Origin of the sequence: Bacillus cereus group sp. MYBK139-1 (assembly GCF_051916915.1) — a bacterium.
Taxonomy (GTDB): domain Bacteria; phylum Bacillota; class Bacilli; order Bacillales; family Bacillaceae_G; genus Bacillus_A; species Bacillus_A pacificus.
Genome location: NZ_JBQAHO010000004.1, coordinates 383,212 through 399,603 on the forward strand (window position 1 = coordinate 383,212; position 16,392 = coordinate 399,603).

A 16,392-nucleotide genomic window follows, 5' to 3' on the forward strand; every position below is an offset into this window, starting at 1 on the left:
CTATGCCTTGAAGCGGAGTCTCACCACTTCAAGGTTTAAAAGTATTTTTCACCATCAAAGTCTAGTTCAATGGCGTAGTTTTTCGCATTAATTAAGTTAGATAACCTATTAGCTTGTCTCTCTAACTCTAAACCTTTTACACGATATACTTCAGGATCAAACATGGCTACTTTTACGAGCGATGATGTTTCACCGTAAGAATATACATGTTCTTCTTTCTTACTCACGCCAAACTCTTTACACTTTCGAGCTTTTGCACGTAACTGCGTTGCAAGTTCTATTGCTTCAACAATTGTTATATTCTCTCCGTTGAAATTCACTTCATTTCGGATATTTGCTTCATACATTAATTTATCTAAAAGACGAAAATCAGCGCGAACTTCATCTAGTTCCTGTTCAACCTGCACCAATGTACGCGTCTGTTTTGGAAGTGTATCACCTTTTTCAATTTCAACAAATCCAATTTGATTCATCTCTTCTTCTAATTCATGTATTCTTTTCGATAATACACTTTTTAATTTTACAGCTTCTGCCAAAGAAATGTTAGACATAGTATCCCCCTTATATCTCTTCTTTCTGCTCCTCTAAAGTAGGTACTTTCTCTTTTTTCGGTTTCCCAAGCTTAATTACGAAGAAGTAAAGGGAAAGCAATGTAATAAGAAAAACAATTAAAAACGGGTATGGAGAATAAAAAGCACGCGCTGCCTCCGTTTTCCCCGCAACAAACTTCAATGACTCAATATCTAAAAACTCAGCAAACATTTGTACACCGAGCATACTAAACCAAAAAACAAAAAAACTAATAATAACACCAAAAACTTGCTTCAATCTCGTCATCCATCTCATCCTTTCTATATTGTAATTTTTTAGCGCAATCAGTATAGTACAAACAAAACTATGCACAGAAAGGAACTATCTTATCATTCGCGAATTAATTTAATCCAACCTAAAATTGAAATTTGTAAAATAACAGCCCAAATAATAAGCAGTCGTAACCATCTCGGAAAAAAAGTCACAAATCGAATATACCATTCCAATAACGTGTTCATAACGCCCTCCCCCTTAAAATTATATAGGAAAAAGGAGATATAATCCAAATCCAACCAAAATGATACCACCTACTATCTCACCATATGTACCGAGCATACCTTTCGCATGCCTACCAATGAATAAACCAATCCACGCTAATAACATACTAACAAACCCAAAGAGTAATATCGTAATAATTGTCTGTGCCCCGTAAATACCAAGACTAAGCCCTACTGAAAAACTATCTATACTAACACCAAATGCAAATACGAATAAACTAATTCCAATAGGGGCTGTTCTAGTTTCTTCATTCTCTAGAATAGAGGAGTACACAATATAAAATCCTAATCCTATTAATAAAATAGCACCAGCAAAATGTGCAATGTCTCCATACTGCTCTGATAAAAAACGACCTAATACCATACCTATAAATGGCATGATAATATGAAATATCCCTATCGTCACACCGATATACAGGATTTGTCTGATCTTTAAGGTCATCATTCCCATCCCAAGACTCACCGAGAACGCATCCATCCCTAAGGCGAATGCCATAATTATTAAAGGTACTATCTGTTCAAACGTCATTCATGTCCCTCCTCGGACGTGCTACTTCAAAATATGCTTATCCGAGGAGAAATATTCTGTTTGCTAATCGCACCTTATGATTCAGTAATAATTTGATGTCCTGCCGCTTTTGTTAAGCGATTCATAATGGCATTCCCTATTCCTTCATTCGGGAATGATTCACTAAAAATAATATCCACTTCACTTGCATCAAATGTTCTAAGTACATCATATAATTTAGTCGCAACGCTAGCTAAATCGCTTCGAACACCACAAGATAATACAACATCCGCTCTATATACATGCTGATACTCTTCTGTCGTTAATACACCGACTTTGAATCCTTCTTCCTTTTTCTTATCCACAATACGCTGAATAAACTCGCGTGAACCTTCAACAATACTAAGTGGCGCTTTCGGTGCATAATGTGTATATTTCATTCCAGGTGATTTCGGTTTTTCCTTCTCATCCTTTAGAGCCGGATCTAAAGAAACCGTGCCAATCACCGCTTCCAATTGTTCTTTCGTAATCCCACCTGGGCGTAATATCGTTGGAACAGCGCTCGTACAATCAATTACAGTCGATTCAACACCTACTCCTGTTGCACCACCATCTACAATACCTGCGATTTTCTCATTTAAATCTTCATATACGTGAGATGCTAACGTCGGACTTGGACGGCCTGAACGATTTGCACTCGGTGCTGCAACAGGTACATTTGCCTCCTCAATAAGAGCAAGAGCTACTGGATGATCAGGCATTCTTACTCCAACCGTATTAAGTCCTGCCGTTACCTTCTCTGAAATCCCTTCTTTTCTAGGTAAAATAATTGTTAAAGGGCCCGGCCAAAAATGCTCCATTAACTTTTCTGCAACTGGCGGAATTTCCTTCACAATCCCATCTAACTGCGATTTTGTACCGATGTGGACAATAAGTGGATTATCACTCGGTCTTCCTTTCGCCTCAAAAATTTTCGCAATCGCTTCATCATTCATCGCGTTTGCACCTAGTCCATATACCGTTTCTGTAGGGAAGGCAATCGCCTCATTTTCCCTTAATAATTTTGCTGCTTCTTGTAACTGTGGATAATATTTTTTTCTTTCCACAACATTATCCACAACCCACATATTTGTATGCATTTTTTCCCACGTCCTTTTCTACCCTGAAATACTTGTCTATTTTTAGTTTACTATGAGATTTATCCAAAAGACAAACAAGGTTTATCCACAAAATGTGGATAAACCTAATTAATCCGTGGATAACTTTGTGAATAGCTGACAATTTAGTATTATTGCATTTGGCTCTTTTATATTTTTACAAAAATGTTCTAACTGTCGAATTCCCTCTGGTACGTTCTCTTTCTCTATAGTAACAAAGTCAAAAAACTGAAAGATTGTTATAGATTGTGGATGATTTGTTAGTAAGTACAATTGTCGAATATTTTTTTCTTTCATATACTGCAAAAACATTTCAAAAAAATATAAGAAAGTCTGTTTATCCACATTAGGTGTGAATAAACAAGAACGAATCAGTGCGTTTTCTTCACTTTGTTCATATCCAATGACTGCCCGTATTTCTTCCGCCTCTTCCAAAATCATAAACTGTGCGTACAACTCATTTATTTTATCATCTTTTTTATTAGCTTGTCCGAAAAAAGAATGCAATCTTTCCACATCTGCCTTCGTCGCAAAATATACCTTCTTCATAATAAATCCCTCCTCTTTTTTATATATGAGAAGGGATTTACGAATAGTACTATTTAGAGAATAAAGATGTAAAAGCTTCTACAATAAATAACTTAACTTCTGGCTTTTCTTCTTCCTCCTCTACTTTTACATACTCATTTCGCTTTTCTTGTTTTTGTTCCACAGTTTTCTCCACTTTTTCCACAGTTTTTGTTTCCTCTTTACTTACAGGTTGTTCTTCTACTTTCGTTTCATTTTTTACTACTTTCTTTTCAGAAGCTGTTACTTTTTTTGCAACTTCCTGCTTAACAACTTTCTTTTCCTTCACCTCATCCCCTTTTTTCTCTTCTGCATTTACTACTTCTTCATCATCTATTTGTTTCACTTGCTCCTCTTCAGGAGATTCAGCCTTCACAACATGTTCTTCTTTCCTTACAGCTGTACCACTTGAAAAATCTAAGAAACACATCGGTGGAAATAGTACACACCACCAGTTTGCCCCTTCACCTTCCCCAATTGTAATTAAGACTGCTTCATATTCCCCTGCCGGATAAATAAAATTCCCATATACCTTTGTAGGAAACTTTACATTTTTACTGAATTTCACTTGAAATGAATCTTTACTTCCTTCTTTTTTCAACGTATTTGCTACTGTTTTTTCGATTTCTGGAATATGACTTTGAATGACCTTGCGTGCCTCTTCAAATGAAGTTAAATCAGCTACCCATCCATCAATTTGTGCTTTTACCTCATCACGCACTTTGCGCTTTAACGCCTGGTCTTTATCTGAATCACTATTTGCTAAAATCCGTAATCGAACGGCCTCTTTCGGAATAACTGAAGGCCCTTTCGCATCAGCTTTCATATATCCAAACTGCACAAGTAACTGTGCACCAATTAATAATAGAAGAAGATAAGCAATAACTTGTTTTTTCATTTCCTCCACCGTCCCTTCTACAAACAGTGTGGACAGACTTTCATCTTTCTAAACTATTAAATTCAAAATCTATATGAATTTTTCCCAAAAAAATAGAGTAAGGTGTAAACCTTACTCCATCTCCGCAAATACCATACGATCTTTTCCATTAATATCAAAAACAACCTCAACATGAGCATGTGGAAATGCTTGTTGTAACAGCCCTTTCACGTCCTCACCTTGCCCTACTCCAATTTCAAATGCGACAATCGCTTTCTTCTGCAACACATTCGGCAACTCTTCCATAAAGCGGCGATAGAAATCTAATCCGTCTTCACCACCAACAAGCGCTCTCTTTGGCTCATGCTCTTTCACCACAGGAGAAAGGCCACGCCAATCTTCTTCCGGTATATATGGAGGATTTGAAACAACAACATCTAACTTTTGACCCGTTTCATAAAATGGTGATAATAAATCACCATGATAGAACGTTACTTCTGCGCCCAAAGTTTTCGCATTTTCTTTTGCAACTTCAATCGACTCCTGTGCAATATCTACCGTATACACATGAAGATTTTTATTTTCCAAAGCAAGGGTAATCGAAATCGCTCCGCTACCTGTACCGATATCTGCTACATGTAGTTTCTCATCACCAAAATGACGCTCGATTCTTTCTAACACTCCTACTATAAGCTCTTCTGTTTCCGGTCTTGGTATTAATACTTCTTCATTCACAAAGAACGATCTTCCATAAAACATTTCATGACCAATCATATATTGAATAGGAATACCTTCTACATGCTTGTGGATAAACTCTGTAAAACTTTTTTCTTGTTCCGCATTTATTTCTTCACGCATGTTCATCAATAATCCTGTTCTATTCGTCTTTAATACATGACAAAGGACAATTTCTCCCGCATTTTCATCTCGTCCATTCTCCTGTAAAAAAGAAGAAGCCCATTTCAGGGCTTCATAGACACGCATTACTCAGCTGCCTCCATCCTTTGAGCCTGATCTTCCATTACTAAGGCATTGATGAAATCATCTAACTTACCTTGTAAGATTTGATCTAACTTTTGAATCGTTAAACCGATTCGATGGTCTGTAACACGGTTTTGCGGGAAGTTATACGTACGAATACGCTCTGAACGATCACCCGTACCAACAGCTTGTTTACGGTTTTGATCATACTCAGCTTGTGCTTCTTGTCTAAACTTATCATAAACACGTGCGCGTAATACTTTCATCGCTTTTTCTTTATTCTTAATTTGTGATTTCTCATCCTGACATGATACAACTACACCAGTCGGTAAATGTGTTAAACGTACCGCTGACATCGTTGTATTAACACTCTGTCCACCAGGTCCACTAGAAGCGAATGTATCAACACGAACATCTTTCTCATGAATATCAATTTCTACTTCTTCTGCCTCTGGTAATACAGCTACAGTTGCTGTAGATGTATGGATACGTCCACCAGATTCCGTTTCAGGAACACGTTGTACACGGTGAGCGCCATTCTCGAATTTCAGCTTCGCGAAAGCACCTTTACCGTTAATCATAAAGATAATCTCTTTATATCCACCTAACTCTGTATAGCTAGCCTCGATAATCTCCGTTTTCCAACCTTGCACCTCAGCGTAACGGCTATACATACGGTATAAGTCACCAGCAAATAAAGCGGCCTCGTCGCCACCAGCAGCTCCACGAACCTCAACGATAACGTTCTTATCATCGTTAGGGTCTTTTGGTACAAGTAAAATTTTCAGACGCTCTGATAATGTTTTTTCTTGTGATTCTAACTCAGAAACCTCTTCTTTTACCATTTCACGCATTTCTGCGTCTAACTTATCTTCTAACATTGCTTTCGCATCTTTTAATTGCTCACGAACATCCTTATACTCACGATACACCTCTACCGTTTCCTGTATATCAGACTGTTCCTTTGAATATTCACGAAGCTTATTTGAATCACTAATAATTGCTGGGTCGCTTAGCAATTCATTTAACTTCTCATAACGATTTTCTACAGCTTGCAAACGATCTAACACATCATTCACCTCTACATCCTAGTATCTAATACAAATAGTATATGGTACTTACTCAAAAAAACGCAAATTATATTTAAAAGTGGTGGTGGCTCGTTCAGCTCTGACCAGCTAAGGTTCTTTCGACCTAAAGGTGCTTTTTACCTTTCGGGCGGAAGGTTCTTAGATGCGAAGAGCTAGCCACCAGAACTAGATATATTTAAAAGCGTAAGCGGCTTGCTCAGAATTGCAGGCCATTGGAACTCTCGACCTTGAAGCGCTTTTTGCTTCAAGCGAGAGAGTGAAATGGCTGGAGATTCTAGCCGCTGAAGCTAGATATCACAACTTAAAGCGCAAGTGGCTCACACTCTCTATTCTGAAAAAAACCCGCCTTGCGCAGCGAGTTTTACTTATCTTTGCTTGTAGGAACTGCATGACAATGACGACAGCGTGGTTCATACGATTCTGAAGCACCAACTAAAATAATTGGATCATCAAATGCCGCTGGTTCTCCATCAATTAATCGTTGTGTACGACTTGCCGGAGATCCACATGCAGAACATACTGCTTGTAATTTTGTTACATGTTCAGCAATCGCCATCAGCTGAGGAACTTGTCCAAATGGTAGACCACGGAAATCTTGGTCTAAACCAGCTACAATGACACGATAGCCACGATTTGCCAATACTTGCACCACTTCCACAATGTCCCCATCAAAGAATTGCACCTCATCGATTGCAATTACATCCATTTCTTCAGTGATATGTTCAAATATATCTTTTGAAGCTGAAACAGGAACTGCTTTTACCTTTAATCCGTTATGTGATACAACATCTTCTTCACTATAGCGATTATCAATACATGGTTTAAATACAATTGCATGTTGTTTCGCAAATTGTGTACGACGCACACGGCGGATAAGCTCTTCTGATTTACCAGAAAACATACTACCGCAAATCACTTCAATCCAACCGTTCTGATTTATTAAGTACATGAAGCTCTCCTTTCATCTACTTTTTAATTAAAAGTAGGGTAAAGGTATAATATTTTCGCAAAAAAAACAGACAAGCGAATAGATACACTTGCCTGTTTTATGTTTTTATTACTTAAGACCGTATTTTTTATTGAAGCGGTCAACGCGTCCGTCTGCAGTAGCAAACTTCTGACGTCCAGTGTAGAATGGGTGAGAATCAGAACTGATCTCAACTTTTAGTAATGGATAAGTGTTACCATCTTCCCACTCAACAGTTTCGTTAGATCCTTTAGTAGATCCGCTTAAGAATTTGAAGCCTGTGTTTGTGTCCATGAATACAACTTTCTTGTAATCTGGGTGAATTCCTGCTTTCATTCTTTTCATCTCCTTCCGCCCTGAATCATTTTCGAAACAGAGTTTTTCATCTTCAGCTGCATACACAACTATATTGATGAAACACATATGATGAAATTATAACAAGGCTAACTTCATTTTGCAACTACCTGTTTTTGTCTTTTTAATTTTAAAAGCAGAAGCGGCTCGCTCAGAATCGCAGGCTATTTAGAACTCTCGACCTTGAAGCGCTTTTTGCTTCGAGCGAGAGAGTGAAATGACCGGAGATTCTAGCCGCTGAAGCTGGATAACACCTTAAAGTGGAGACGGCTCGCTCAGCTCTAACCAGCTAAGGCTCTCTCGCACAAAAGGTGCTCGGAAGGTTCTTAGCTGCGAAGAGCTAGCCACTGGAGCTGGATATTATCTTAAAATGGAGGCCGCTCATCCAACTAGAACCAACTAATGCCCTTCCACTCATCTCTCTTTAAGATCACCTAAAAAACATAAAAAACTCGCTTACCATAAAATAAGCGAGTCCCAATCTTTTCCCTTTACTTCGTTGTTACATATCTTTTCGAATCTGCAACAATGTTTTGTAAAAATTCTTCATTTGTCTTTGTTTGACGAAGTTTACGTAAGAAACCTTCAACAAAGTCTGGTGTATCACGCATTGTTTTACGAATACCCCATAGCTTGTCTAAATGTTCTTTCGGAATTAATAGATCCTCTTTACGTGTACCAGAACGGCGAATATCAATTGCCGGGAAGATACGACGCTCAGCTAATGAACGATCTAAGTGAAGTTCCATATTTCCAGTTCCTTTAAATTCTTCGTAAATTACATCGTCCATACGAGATCCTGTATCAACAAGAGCTGTTGCTAAAATTGTTAAGCTACCGCCTTCTTCAATATTACGTGCAGCTCCAAAGAAACGCTTCGGTCTATGGAAGGCAGCTGGGTCGATACCACCCGATAATGTTCTACCACTTGGCGGAATAACAAGGTTGTAAGCTCGCGCTAAACGGGTAATACTATCCATTAAAATGATAACATCTTTTTTGTGCTCTACAAGACGCATTGCACGTTCTAACACAAGTTCCGCTACTTTAATATGATTTTCTGGTACTTCATCAAAAGTAGAGCTTACAACATCTCCTTTAACAGAACGTTCAATATCTGTTACTTCCTCTGGACGCTCATCAATTAAAAGGACAATTAATTCAGCTTCCGGATGATTTGTTGTAACACTGTGTGCGATTTCTTTTAACAGACTAGTTTTACCAGCCTTTGGAGGCGCGACAATTAAACCACGTTGTCCAAATCCAACTGGTGCAATTAAATCCATGATGCGTGTCGGTAACTTTTTCGGTTCCGTTTCCAATTTCATTTGGCGATCTGGGTATAATGGTGTTAATGCAGGGAAATGCACACGCTCTTTTGCTGACTCTGGATCATCTCCGTTTACAGCTTCAACTTGTAATAATCCAAAGTAGCGTTCATTTTCTTTCGGAGGTCGTACTTTACCAGAAACCTTGTCTCCATTACGTAAATCGAAACGACGAATTTGCGAAGCTGAGATATAAATATCTTCTGAGCTTGGAGAGTAGTTGATAGGACGTAGGAATCCAAATCCTTCTGATTGAATAATTTCTAATACGCCTTCCATGAAGAAGAAACCTTCTTTTTCTGCTCGAGCTTTTAAAATGGCGAAGATTAACTCTTTTTTCGTTAATTTGCTATAATACGAAATTTTAAATTCTTTCGCAAGCTCGTATAACTCTTTTAATTTCATGTTTTCTAATGCTGCAATTGACAAATTCATTCAGACACCACACTTTAACGTTATTCTCTTTTCACATGGGTAAAGGGAAAAAATACGGAAGGCAAATAATTAATAATGAAAGGCAATAAGTTCAAGTAGGGTAATATTCACTATTGTAACCCTTTTATCTAGTTTTAATCAATACGTTGAAACACAAATACAAGAAGCGAAGACAAGAAAATTTGTCTTCGCTTTTTATTTAATCTAGTTTCATCAGCTAGAATCTCCGGTCATTCCACTCTCTCACTCGAAGCAAAGAGCGCTTCAAGGTCGAGAGCTCCAAACAGCCTGCGATTCTTAGCGAGCCGCTTACACTTTTTATTTAATCCAGCTCCGGTGGCTAGAAGGATCAGTCATTTCACCCCTTCCTGCGAGGCACAAAACGCCTCTTCGTCAGGAGTTCCAATGCCTTCTCCTTCTGAGCAAGCCACCTCCGCTTTTTACTTAATAACCAAGTTCGGTTTTTTATTTAAGCTGTGACGTCCGTCTACGAAGCGTACTGTGCCTGATTTTGCGCGCATAACAAGGGATTGTGTTGTTCCTACGCTACCTTTAAATTGAACGCCGCGTAATAGTTCTCCGTCTGTTACACCTGTTGCTGCGAAGATTGCATCGTCACCTTTTACTAAGTCCTCCATGCGAAGGATGCGGTTGATGTCGTCTATGCCCATCTTTTTGCAACGCGCCAATTCAGCTTCGTTTTGTGGTAATAATTTCCCGTGAATTTCTCCACCTAAACATTTTAATGCAACTGCTGCTAACACACCCTCAGGCGCACCACCAGAGCCGAATAAAATATCTACACCTGTACGATCAAATGCGGTGTTGATTGCGCCAGCTACGTCTCCATCATTAATCAATTTAATGCGAGCACCAGCTTTACGAATTTCTTCAATAATTGCTTGATGACGTGGACGGTTTAAAACTGTCGCTACAACATCTTCAATATCTTTGTTTTTCGCTTTCGCAACTGCACGTAAGTTATCGATAATAGGCGCATCAATATCGACCGCCCCAACTGCTTCTGGGCCAACCGCAATTTTATCCATGTACATGTCAGGAGCATGTAACAAATTACCGTGATCTGCAATTGCAATAACAGCAAGAGCATTCCATCCACCAGCTGCTACAATGTTTGTCCCTTCTAAAGGATCAACTGCAACGTCTACACGCGGACCATATCCTGTACCTAATTTTTCTCCGATATATAGCATTGGTGCTTCATCCATTTCACCTTCACCAATTACAACTGTACCTTTCATCGGAATTGTATCAAATACATCACGCATAGCTGATGTTGCTGCACCGTCTGCCTCATCCTTTTTCCCGCGTCCCATCCAACGCGCTGATGATAAAGCTGCAGCCTCTGTTACACGTACTAACTCCATAGATAAACTTCTTTCCACGATAATCCCTCTCCTTTAAGTCTTTATATTTCTGCCGTATTTTGTGAACCGTGTTTTTCTATAAAGTGTACTTCCGCAAGTAGTGATGCTTCGCTTCCCCCTCGCGGAAGTATCACTTATGCGTTCTTCATTTCTTCAATTTCTTGCTTTGTCATTTGTTCTCGCCAAATGTTTGCACCAAGCCCTTTAAGCTTGTCTACTATATTTTCATAGCCACGATCAATATGCTCAAGTCCGGTTACTTCTGTAATTCCATCCGCCATCAATCCTGCAATAACAAGGGCTGCTCCAGCTCGCAAATCACTCGCTTTCACTTTTGCACCTTGTAATAAAACAGGACCAGTTACGATAGCTGACCGACCTTCTACTTTAATTTGCGCATTCATACGACGTAATTCATCAATATGTTTAAAACGTGCGCCATAAATCGTATCCGTTACAACACCCGTTCCATGCGCCTTTGTTAAAAGTGTTGTAAACGGCTGTTGTAAATCTGTTGGGAAACCTGGATATACAAGCGTTTTTATATCAACTACTTTTAATCTTCTATCACCGTTCACTGTAATTTGGTCATCATTCGTTTCAACTTGGACACCAGCTTCTCTTAATTTTGCGGTAACTGACTCCAAATGCTGAGGAATAACATTATCAACTGTTACTTCTCCTCCTGACGCAGCACCTAAAATCATATACGTACCCGCTTCAATACGATCTGGAATGATCGTATGATGACAACCGTGCAGTGAATCCACACCATCAATTCGGATTACATCTGTACCAGCACCTTTAATACGTGCTCCCATGCTAGTTAACAGTGTAGCTACATCAATAATCTCTGGTTCTTTCGCTGCGTTTTCAATAACAGTTCTACCTTTCGCTCGTACAGCTGCTAGCATAATATTAATCGTAGCTCCTACACTAACAACATCTAAATAAATACGTGCCCCTCGTAGTTCATCTGCTCTTAAATAGATAGCACCTTGCTCATTCGTAACATGTGCACCTAACGCTTCAAACCCTTTAATATGCTGATCAATCGGCCTCGGTCCTAAGTGACATCCACCTGGAAGCCCAATAACAGCTTTTTTAAAACGGCCAAGCATCGCACCCATTAAATAATAAGAAGCACGCAATTTTTTCACTTTTCCATTTGGTAAAGGCATTGCAACCATGTTAGAAGGATCGACTACCATCTCTTCCTCCTGTCCATAAGTCACTCTCCCTCCAATTTCCTCTAGTAAGTCTCCTAACATTTTCACGTCCGAAATATTAGGGACACCACCAATAGTTACTGGAGTATCTGCTAAAATTGTCGCTGGAATTAGTGCAACGGCGCTGTTCTTTGCACCACTCACGCGAATTGTTCCATTTAAAGCTCTTCCGCCTTCAATTAGCAATTTTTCCATATTGAGCTCCCTTCTTGTGAATGTATTTACTTTCTATATTTTTATAGAAAGCTCCCCCTTAAGAATCTCAATTACTTTTCCATCCCAAAACTCAATAAATAGGAAACCATTATCTTCATTTCTCCTGTAATACAAAAAGATAAAGATTAACTATTTATCGAATTTACTTTATCAATTTAGATACGTTATCACATTTATTAATAGGACTATGCACATTATTTTCTATTTCAAAAACAAAATGATAAAATCTTTAGACTTGTTCACGCTTTCATTATACAACGAAAGGAAACCGTCTAAAAGAGTAGACGGTTTCCAAAACGGAATTTTATTCTTACGCTTTACCGTTAGAACCGAATTCGCGCATTTTACCAATAACAGTTGCTTTGATAGCGTCGCGGCCAGGTCCGATAAATTTACGAGGATCGTAAACTTCTTGGTCTTTGTTTAATACTTCACGAACAGCTTTTGTAAACTCGATTTGGTTCTCAGTGTTTACGTTGATTTTTGAAGTACCTAAAGAGATAGCTTTTTCGATATCAGCAGTTGGGATACCAGTACCACCGTGTAATACTAAAGGTACGCCAGTGAAGTCACGAACTTGTTCCATTTCAGCGAATCCTAAGTTAGGCTCACCTTTGTAAGGACCGTGTACAGAACCTAAAGCTGGAGCTAGGCAATCGATACCTGTTGCTTCAACAAGGTGCTTACACTCAGCTGGGTCAGCGTAAATTACGCCTTCAGCGATTACGTCGTCTTCTTGTCCGCCAACTGTTCCAAGCTCAGCTTCAACAGATACGTTACGAGCGTGTGCGTATTCTACTACTTTTTTAGTAGTTTCTACGTTTTCTTCGAATGGGTGGTGAGAAGCGTCGATCATTACAGATGTGAAACCTGCATCGATTGCTTCTTTACATTTTTCGAAGCTTGAACCATGGTCAAGGTGAATCGCTACAGGAACAGTAATGTTCATTTCTTCGATTAAAGCTTTAACCATAGCTACAACTGTTTTGAAACCAGTCATATGACGAGCTGCACCCTCAGATACACCTAGGATTACAGGAGATTTTTCTTCTTCCGCAGCAGCTAAGATAGCTTGAGTCCACTCTAAGTTGTTCATGTTGAATTGACCAACTGCGTATTTTCCTTCTAGTGCTTTGTTTAGCATTTCTTTCATAGAAACTAAAGGCATGGTGAATCCTCCTAAAAAACGTTTTTTGTATCCGATAAGTTCTTATCGCTGGTAGTATGACCAGAATAAGGTAAAATATGTATATCTACATACCGGACTTTTTTCTACACTCAATAGGATAACAACTTGTACTCAAAAACTCAACCGTATTCACCTGCACAATAGTCCATGTAAACGCTTTTTTCCATATTTTTTATAAAAAATTCATTTTTAAGCCTCTACAGCGAGCTCATTTCTCACCGCTTGACGAATTTCATCAATATCAAATGGTTTAGCAAAATGCATTAAAGCACCTAAATCTTTTGCTTCTTGGATCATATCAAGCTCTCCATAAGCAGTCATTAAAATCACTTTAATACTCTCATCAATTTCTTTTACATGCTTTAAAATCTCTATACCATCCATACCTGGAATTTTCATATCTAACACAACTAAATCTGGATTATCTTTTTTCACGATATCTAAAGCTTGAAATCCATTCGCTGCTTGGAATGTCTGATAACCTTCTTTTTGGAACACTTCATGTAATAACACACGAATGCCATATTGATCATCAACGATTAAAATTTTCCCTTCCATAACTCCCAACCTTTCTGTGTAAGTACAAGATTTAAAGCTTCTTATATCTTAACGATTAATTTTCGCTATTCTTTACCAAATTCCTTCCTATTTCTTTCTTATTTTACCGTTTCCAATTTTGTTATGCCACCTTCGATTTCACCTTTCTAAAAAAATAAACTATAATGAAAGCCGGTAAACACGTAGGAAGGGAGTAACATTATGTTAAAAATTTTTTCAACCCAATTAAGCGGTTATTTCTCCAGAGTTTCTCAAAAAGAGGAAATGAATATAGAAGATAGTGCCCGTCTACTTGCTCAGGCATTAGTTGGCGAAGGTTTCATTTATTTACATGGTACAAATGAAATGGAGGGCGTTGTTGCTGAAGCGCTATTCGGTGCTGAACCAATGAAGCAAGCAAAACGATTATTTGAAAATAATAAAGAAGTAGAAGTAACTTCTGCAGATCGTGTACTTCTTATTAGCCGTTTTTCAACAGATGAAGAAGTTGTAGCAATAGCAAAAAAACTTCAAGCAGATGGACACTCTATTGTCGGCATTTCTGCTATTCAAGAAGGTACTGAATCACTAGAACAATATACAGATGTACATATTGATACGAAATTGTTAAAAGGGCTTATTCCAGACGATGAAGGTAATCGCTACGGATTCCCGAGCTTAATGATAGCTTTATTTGCATATCACGGGATCAAATTTACAATCGATGAAATGTTAAATGAATATTAAAAAAAGCGCCCTATTTCAGGCGCTTTTTTTATTACTTGCTCTCTTTATTCGTAATAGACGCTCTTACGAAGTCATGGAACAATGGTTGTGGACGGTTTGGACGAGAAACTAGTTCTGGGTGGAACTGTGCTGCCACGAACCAAGGGTGATCTTTTAATTCAATGATTTCAACTAGACGACCGTCTGGGCTTGTACCAGAGAATACAAATCCTGCTTTTTCCATATCCGGACGGAATTGATTGTTGAACTCATAACGATGACGATGTCGCTCATATACAACCGGCTCATTGTAAGCATTGTAAGCATTTGTTTCTTCAGAAAGCTTACATGGGTATAGACCAAGACGAAGTGTACCACCTAAGTCTTCTACATCTTTTTGTTCTGGTAATAAATCAATGATTGCATAAGGTGTATCAGGGTTAATTTCAGAAGAGTTAGCTCCTTCTAATCCTAATACGTTACGTGCAAATTCGATTGATGCAAGTTGCATACCTAAGCAAATTCCTAAGAATGGTACTTTGTTTTCACGAGCATATTGAATTGCAACGATTTTACCTTCTACACCACGATCACCGAAGCCACCTGGTACAAGGATACCGTCTGTATCACCAACTAATTCTTGTACGTTCTCTGCTGTTACATGCTCAGCGTTTACCCATTTCACTTCTACATCTGTATCGAAAGAGTAACCTGCATGACGAAGTGCTTCTACAACAGAAATGTATGCATCTTGAAGCTCTACGTATTTACCAACAAGAGCGATTTTTGTTTTCTTAGAAAGGTTACGCACTTTTTCAACTAGCGCAGTCCACTCTGTCATATCTGCAGCTGGATTGTCTAATTTTAAGTGATCGCAAACGATTTGGTCCATATTTTGCTCTTGAAGAGATAATGGAACCGCATATAAAGTATCTGCATCGCGTGCTTCAATAACTGCTTTTGTATCAATGTCACAGAATAATGCAAGCTTGTCTTTCATATCTTGAGAAACAGGCATTTCTGTACGAACAACGATAATATTTGGTTGAATACCTAAGCTGCGAAGCTCTTTAACGCTATGTTGCGTTGGTTTTGTTTTCATTTCACCCGCTGCTTTTAAGTACGGGATTAACGTACAGTGAATGTACATTACATTGTCACGACCGATGTCGCTCTTAATTTGACGGATTGCTTCTAAGAATGGTAGAGACTCGATGTCACCAACAGTTCCACCGATTTCTGTAATAACAACGTCCGCGTTTGTTTCGCGACCAGAACGGTATACGCGCTCTTTAATTTCGTTAGTAATGTGAGGAATAACTTGAACTGTTCCTCCTAGGTATTCACCACGACGCTCTTTTTGAAGAACTGAAGAGTAAATTTTACCTGTTGTTACGTTGCTGTATTTATTTAAATTGATGTCGATGAAACGCTCATAGTGACCAAGGTCTAAGTCAGTTTCTGCACCATCATCTGTTACGAATACCTCACCGTGTTGATATGGGCTCATAGTCCCTGGGTCTACGTTAATGTATGGATCAAACTTTTGAATCGTTACGTTTAAACCACGATTTTTTAAAAGTCTTCCAAGAGATGCTGCTGTAATACCTTTTCCTAGAGACGATACTACACCGCCTGTTACAAAAATATACTTAGTCATGAAAAAGCTCCCTTCTATTTTGCTGTTATATAATCACCGTTGCAAAGCGCAACGTATGTAGATAACACTGTATCCATCTTATTGTTAGACTCTT

Annotated in this window: 18 protein-coding genes; 1 reads left to right on the plus strand and 17 read right to left on the minus strand. The window is 38.6% G+C overall.

What is annotated here, in order from left to right; genetic code table 11:
- Window positions 1–35: 35 nt before the first annotated feature.
- From ACTFRS_RS22520 to spo0F, 16 genes are all read right to left on the minus strand, one after another.
- On the minus strand, window positions 36–551 hold the full coding sequence (locus ACTFRS_RS22520) for a hypothetical protein (protein ID WP_000065590.1): 516 nt from the start codon (window positions 549–551) through the stop codon (window positions 36–38).
- A 10-nt stretch (window positions 552–561) separates the two neighbouring features.
- Window positions 562–837 (minus strand): DUF3935 domain-containing protein, encoded by a 276-nt coding sequence (locus tag ACTFRS_RS22525; protein ID WP_000197488.1) that lies wholly within the window; start codon window positions 835–837, stop codon window positions 562–564.
- Between the two features lie 83 nt (window positions 838–920).
- A complete protein-coding gene (locus ACTFRS_RS22530; protein WP_276608976.1) occupies window positions 921–1,049 on the minus strand; it encodes a hypothetical protein in 129 nt (42 codons plus the stop codon).
- Window positions 1,050–1,068: 19 nt separating this feature from the next.
- Window positions 1,069–1,617: a manganese efflux pump MntP gene (locus ACTFRS_RS22535; RefSeq protein WP_139868495.1), complete on the minus strand. Its 549-nt coding sequence runs from the start codon at window positions 1,615–1,617 to the stop codon at window positions 1,069–1,071.
- A 74-nt stretch (window positions 1,618–1,691) separates the two neighbouring features.
- Complete coding sequence (locus tag ACTFRS_RS22540) at window positions 1,692–2,735, minus strand: L-threonylcarbamoyladenylate synthase (protein WP_139868497.1); 1,044 nt, start codon at window positions 2,733–2,735, stop codon at window positions 1,692–1,694.
- A gap of 108 nt (window positions 2,736–2,843) precedes the next feature.
- The gene (locus ACTFRS_RS22545; protein WP_000758435.1) at window positions 2,844–3,302 is read right to left on the minus strand and encodes a mechanosensitive ion channel protein; all 459 of its coding nucleotides are present in this window, start codon (window positions 3,300–3,302) and stop codon (window positions 2,844–2,846) included.
- 49 nt (window positions 3,303–3,351) lie between these two features.
- Complete coding sequence (spoIIR, locus tag ACTFRS_RS22550; RefSeq protein ID WP_242294749.1) at window positions 3,352–4,218, minus strand: stage II sporulation protein R; 867 nt, start codon at window positions 4,216–4,218, stop codon at window positions 3,352–3,354.
- Between the two features lie 111 nt (window positions 4,219–4,329).
- Window positions 4,330–5,181, minus strand: coding sequence for a peptide chain release factor N(5)-glutamine methyltransferase (prmC, locus tag ACTFRS_RS22555; protein WP_242294748.1), 852 nt, complete (start codon window positions 5,179–5,181; stop codon window positions 4,330–4,332).
- Window positions 5,181–6,248, minus strand: a complete 1,068-nt coding sequence (gene prfA, locus ACTFRS_RS22560; RefSeq protein WP_000887065.1) for a peptide chain release factor 1 — start codon at window positions 6,246–6,248, stop codon at window positions 5,181–5,183. Before prfA ends, prmC begins: the two co-directional genes overlap by 1 nt.
- Window positions 6,249–6,630: 382 nt before the next feature.
- Window positions 6,631–7,218 carry a thymidine kinase gene (locus ACTFRS_RS22565; protein ID WP_139868505.1) on the minus strand — a complete coding sequence of 196 codons (588 nt, stop codon included), beginning with the start codon at window positions 7,216–7,218 and terminating at the stop codon, window positions 6,631–6,633.
- Between the two features lie 108 nt (window positions 7,219–7,326).
- Complete coding sequence (locus ACTFRS_RS22570) at window positions 7,327–7,572, minus strand: type B 50S ribosomal protein L31 (RefSeq protein ID WP_000643433.1); 246 nt, start codon at window positions 7,570–7,572, stop codon at window positions 7,327–7,329.
- 509 nt (window positions 7,573–8,081) lie between these two features.
- Entirely contained in the window at window positions 8,082–9,353 is a 1,272-nt protein-coding gene (rho, locus tag ACTFRS_RS22575; protein ID WP_001053898.1) for a transcription termination factor Rho, read from the minus strand.
- Between the two features lie 440 nt (window positions 9,354–9,793).
- On the minus strand, window positions 9,794–10,759 hold the full coding sequence (gene glpX, locus ACTFRS_RS22580; protein ID WP_000442334.1) for a class II fructose-bisphosphatase: 966 nt from the start codon (window positions 10,757–10,759) through the stop codon (window positions 9,794–9,796).
- Window positions 10,760–10,875: 116 nt separating this feature from the next.
- The gene (gene murA / locus ACTFRS_RS22585) at window positions 10,876–12,165 is read right to left on the minus strand and encodes a UDP-N-acetylglucosamine 1-carboxyvinyltransferase (protein WP_000413260.1); all 1,290 of its coding nucleotides are present in this window, start codon (window positions 12,163–12,165) and stop codon (window positions 10,876–10,878) included.
- Window positions 12,166–12,496: 331 nt separating this feature from the next.
- Window positions 12,497–13,354 (minus strand): class II fructose-bisphosphate aldolase, encoded by an 858-nt coding sequence (locus tag ACTFRS_RS22590; RefSeq protein WP_048528036.1) that lies wholly within the window; start codon window positions 13,352–13,354, stop codon window positions 12,497–12,499.
- Window positions 13,355–13,564: 210 nt separating this feature from the next.
- Complete coding sequence (gene spo0F / locus ACTFRS_RS22595) at window positions 13,565–13,933, minus strand: sporulation initiation phosphotransferase Spo0F (RefSeq protein WP_000398594.1); 369 nt, start codon at window positions 13,931–13,933, stop codon at window positions 13,565–13,567.
- Window positions 13,934–14,134: 201 nt separating this feature from the next.
- On the opposite strand from spo0F, the gene ACTFRS_RS22600 reads away from it, so the two are divergent.
- A complete protein-coding gene (locus tag ACTFRS_RS22600; protein ID WP_087995309.1) occupies window positions 14,135–14,659 on the plus strand; it encodes a DUF2529 domain-containing protein in 525 nt (174 codons plus the stop codon).
- 31 nt (window positions 14,660–14,690) lie between these two features.
- Here the strand turns inward: ACTFRS_RS22600 and pyrG are convergent, their stop codons facing one another.
- A complete protein-coding gene (pyrG, locus tag ACTFRS_RS22605) occupies window positions 14,691–16,298 on the minus strand; it encodes a CTP synthase (RefSeq protein WP_000170457.1) in 1,608 nt (535 codons plus the stop codon).
- Window positions 16,299–16,392: the final 94 nt, after the last annotated feature.

Bases quoted from the DNA above. Each gene is read 5' to 3' on its own strand.
- ACTFRS_RS22520 (WP_000065590.1), bottom strand. From the start codon at position 551: ATGTCTAACATTTCTTTGGCAGAAGCTGTAAAATTAAAAAGTGTATTA.
- ACTFRS_RS22525 (WP_000197488.1), bottom strand. From the start codon at position 837: ATGACGAGATTGAAGCAAGTTTTTGGTGTTATTATTAGTTTTTTTGTT.
- ACTFRS_RS22530 (WP_276608976.1), bottom strand. From the start codon at position 1,049: ATGAACACGTTATTGGAATGGTATATTCGATTTGTGACTTTTTTTCCG.
- ACTFRS_RS22535 (WP_139868495.1), bottom strand. From the start codon at position 1,617: ATGACGTTTGAACAGATAGTACCTTTAATAATTATGGCATTCGCCTTA.
- ACTFRS_RS22540 (WP_139868497.1), bottom strand. From the start codon at position 2,735: ATGCATACAAATATGTGGGTTGTGGATAATGTTGTGGAAAGAAAAAAA.
- ACTFRS_RS22545 (WP_000758435.1), bottom strand. From the start codon at position 3,302: ATGAAGAAGGTATATTTTGCGACGAAGGCAGATGTGGAAAGATTGCAT.
- spoIIR (WP_242294749.1), bottom strand. From the start codon at position 4,218: ATGAAAAAACAAGTTATTGCTTATCTTCTTCTATTATTAATTGGTGCA.
- prmC (WP_242294748.1), bottom strand. From the start codon at position 5,181: ATGCGTGTCTATGAAGCCCTGAAATGGGCTTCTTCTTTTTTACAGGAG.
- ACTFRS_RS22565 (WP_139868505.1), bottom strand. From the start codon at position 7,218: ATGTACTTAATAAATCAGAACGGTTGGATTGAAGTGATTTGCGGTAGT.
- ACTFRS_RS22570 (WP_000643433.1), bottom strand. From the start codon at position 7,572: ATGAAAGCAGGAATTCACCCAGATTACAAGAAAGTTGTATTCATGGAC.
- rho (WP_001053898.1), bottom strand. From the start codon at position 9,353: ATGAATTTGTCAATTGCAGCATTAGAAAACATGAAATTAAAAGAGTTA.
- murA (WP_000413260.1), bottom strand. From the start codon at position 12,165: ATGGAAAAATTGCTAATTGAAGGCGGAAGAGCTTTAAATGGAACAATT.
- ACTFRS_RS22590 (WP_048528036.1), bottom strand. From the start codon at position 13,354: ATGCCTTTAGTTTCTATGAAAGAAATGCTAAACAAAGCACTAGAAGGA.
- spo0F (WP_000398594.1), bottom strand. From the start codon at position 13,933: ATGGAAGGGAAAATTTTAATCGTTGATGATCAATATGGCATTCGTGTG.
- ACTFRS_RS22600 (WP_087995309.1), top strand. From the start codon at position 14,135: ATGTTAAAAATTTTTTCAACCCAATTAAGCGGTTATTTCTCCAGAGTT.
- pyrG (WP_000170457.1), bottom strand. From the start codon at position 16,298: ATGACTAAGTATATTTTTGTAACAGGCGGTGTAGTATCGTCTCTAGGA.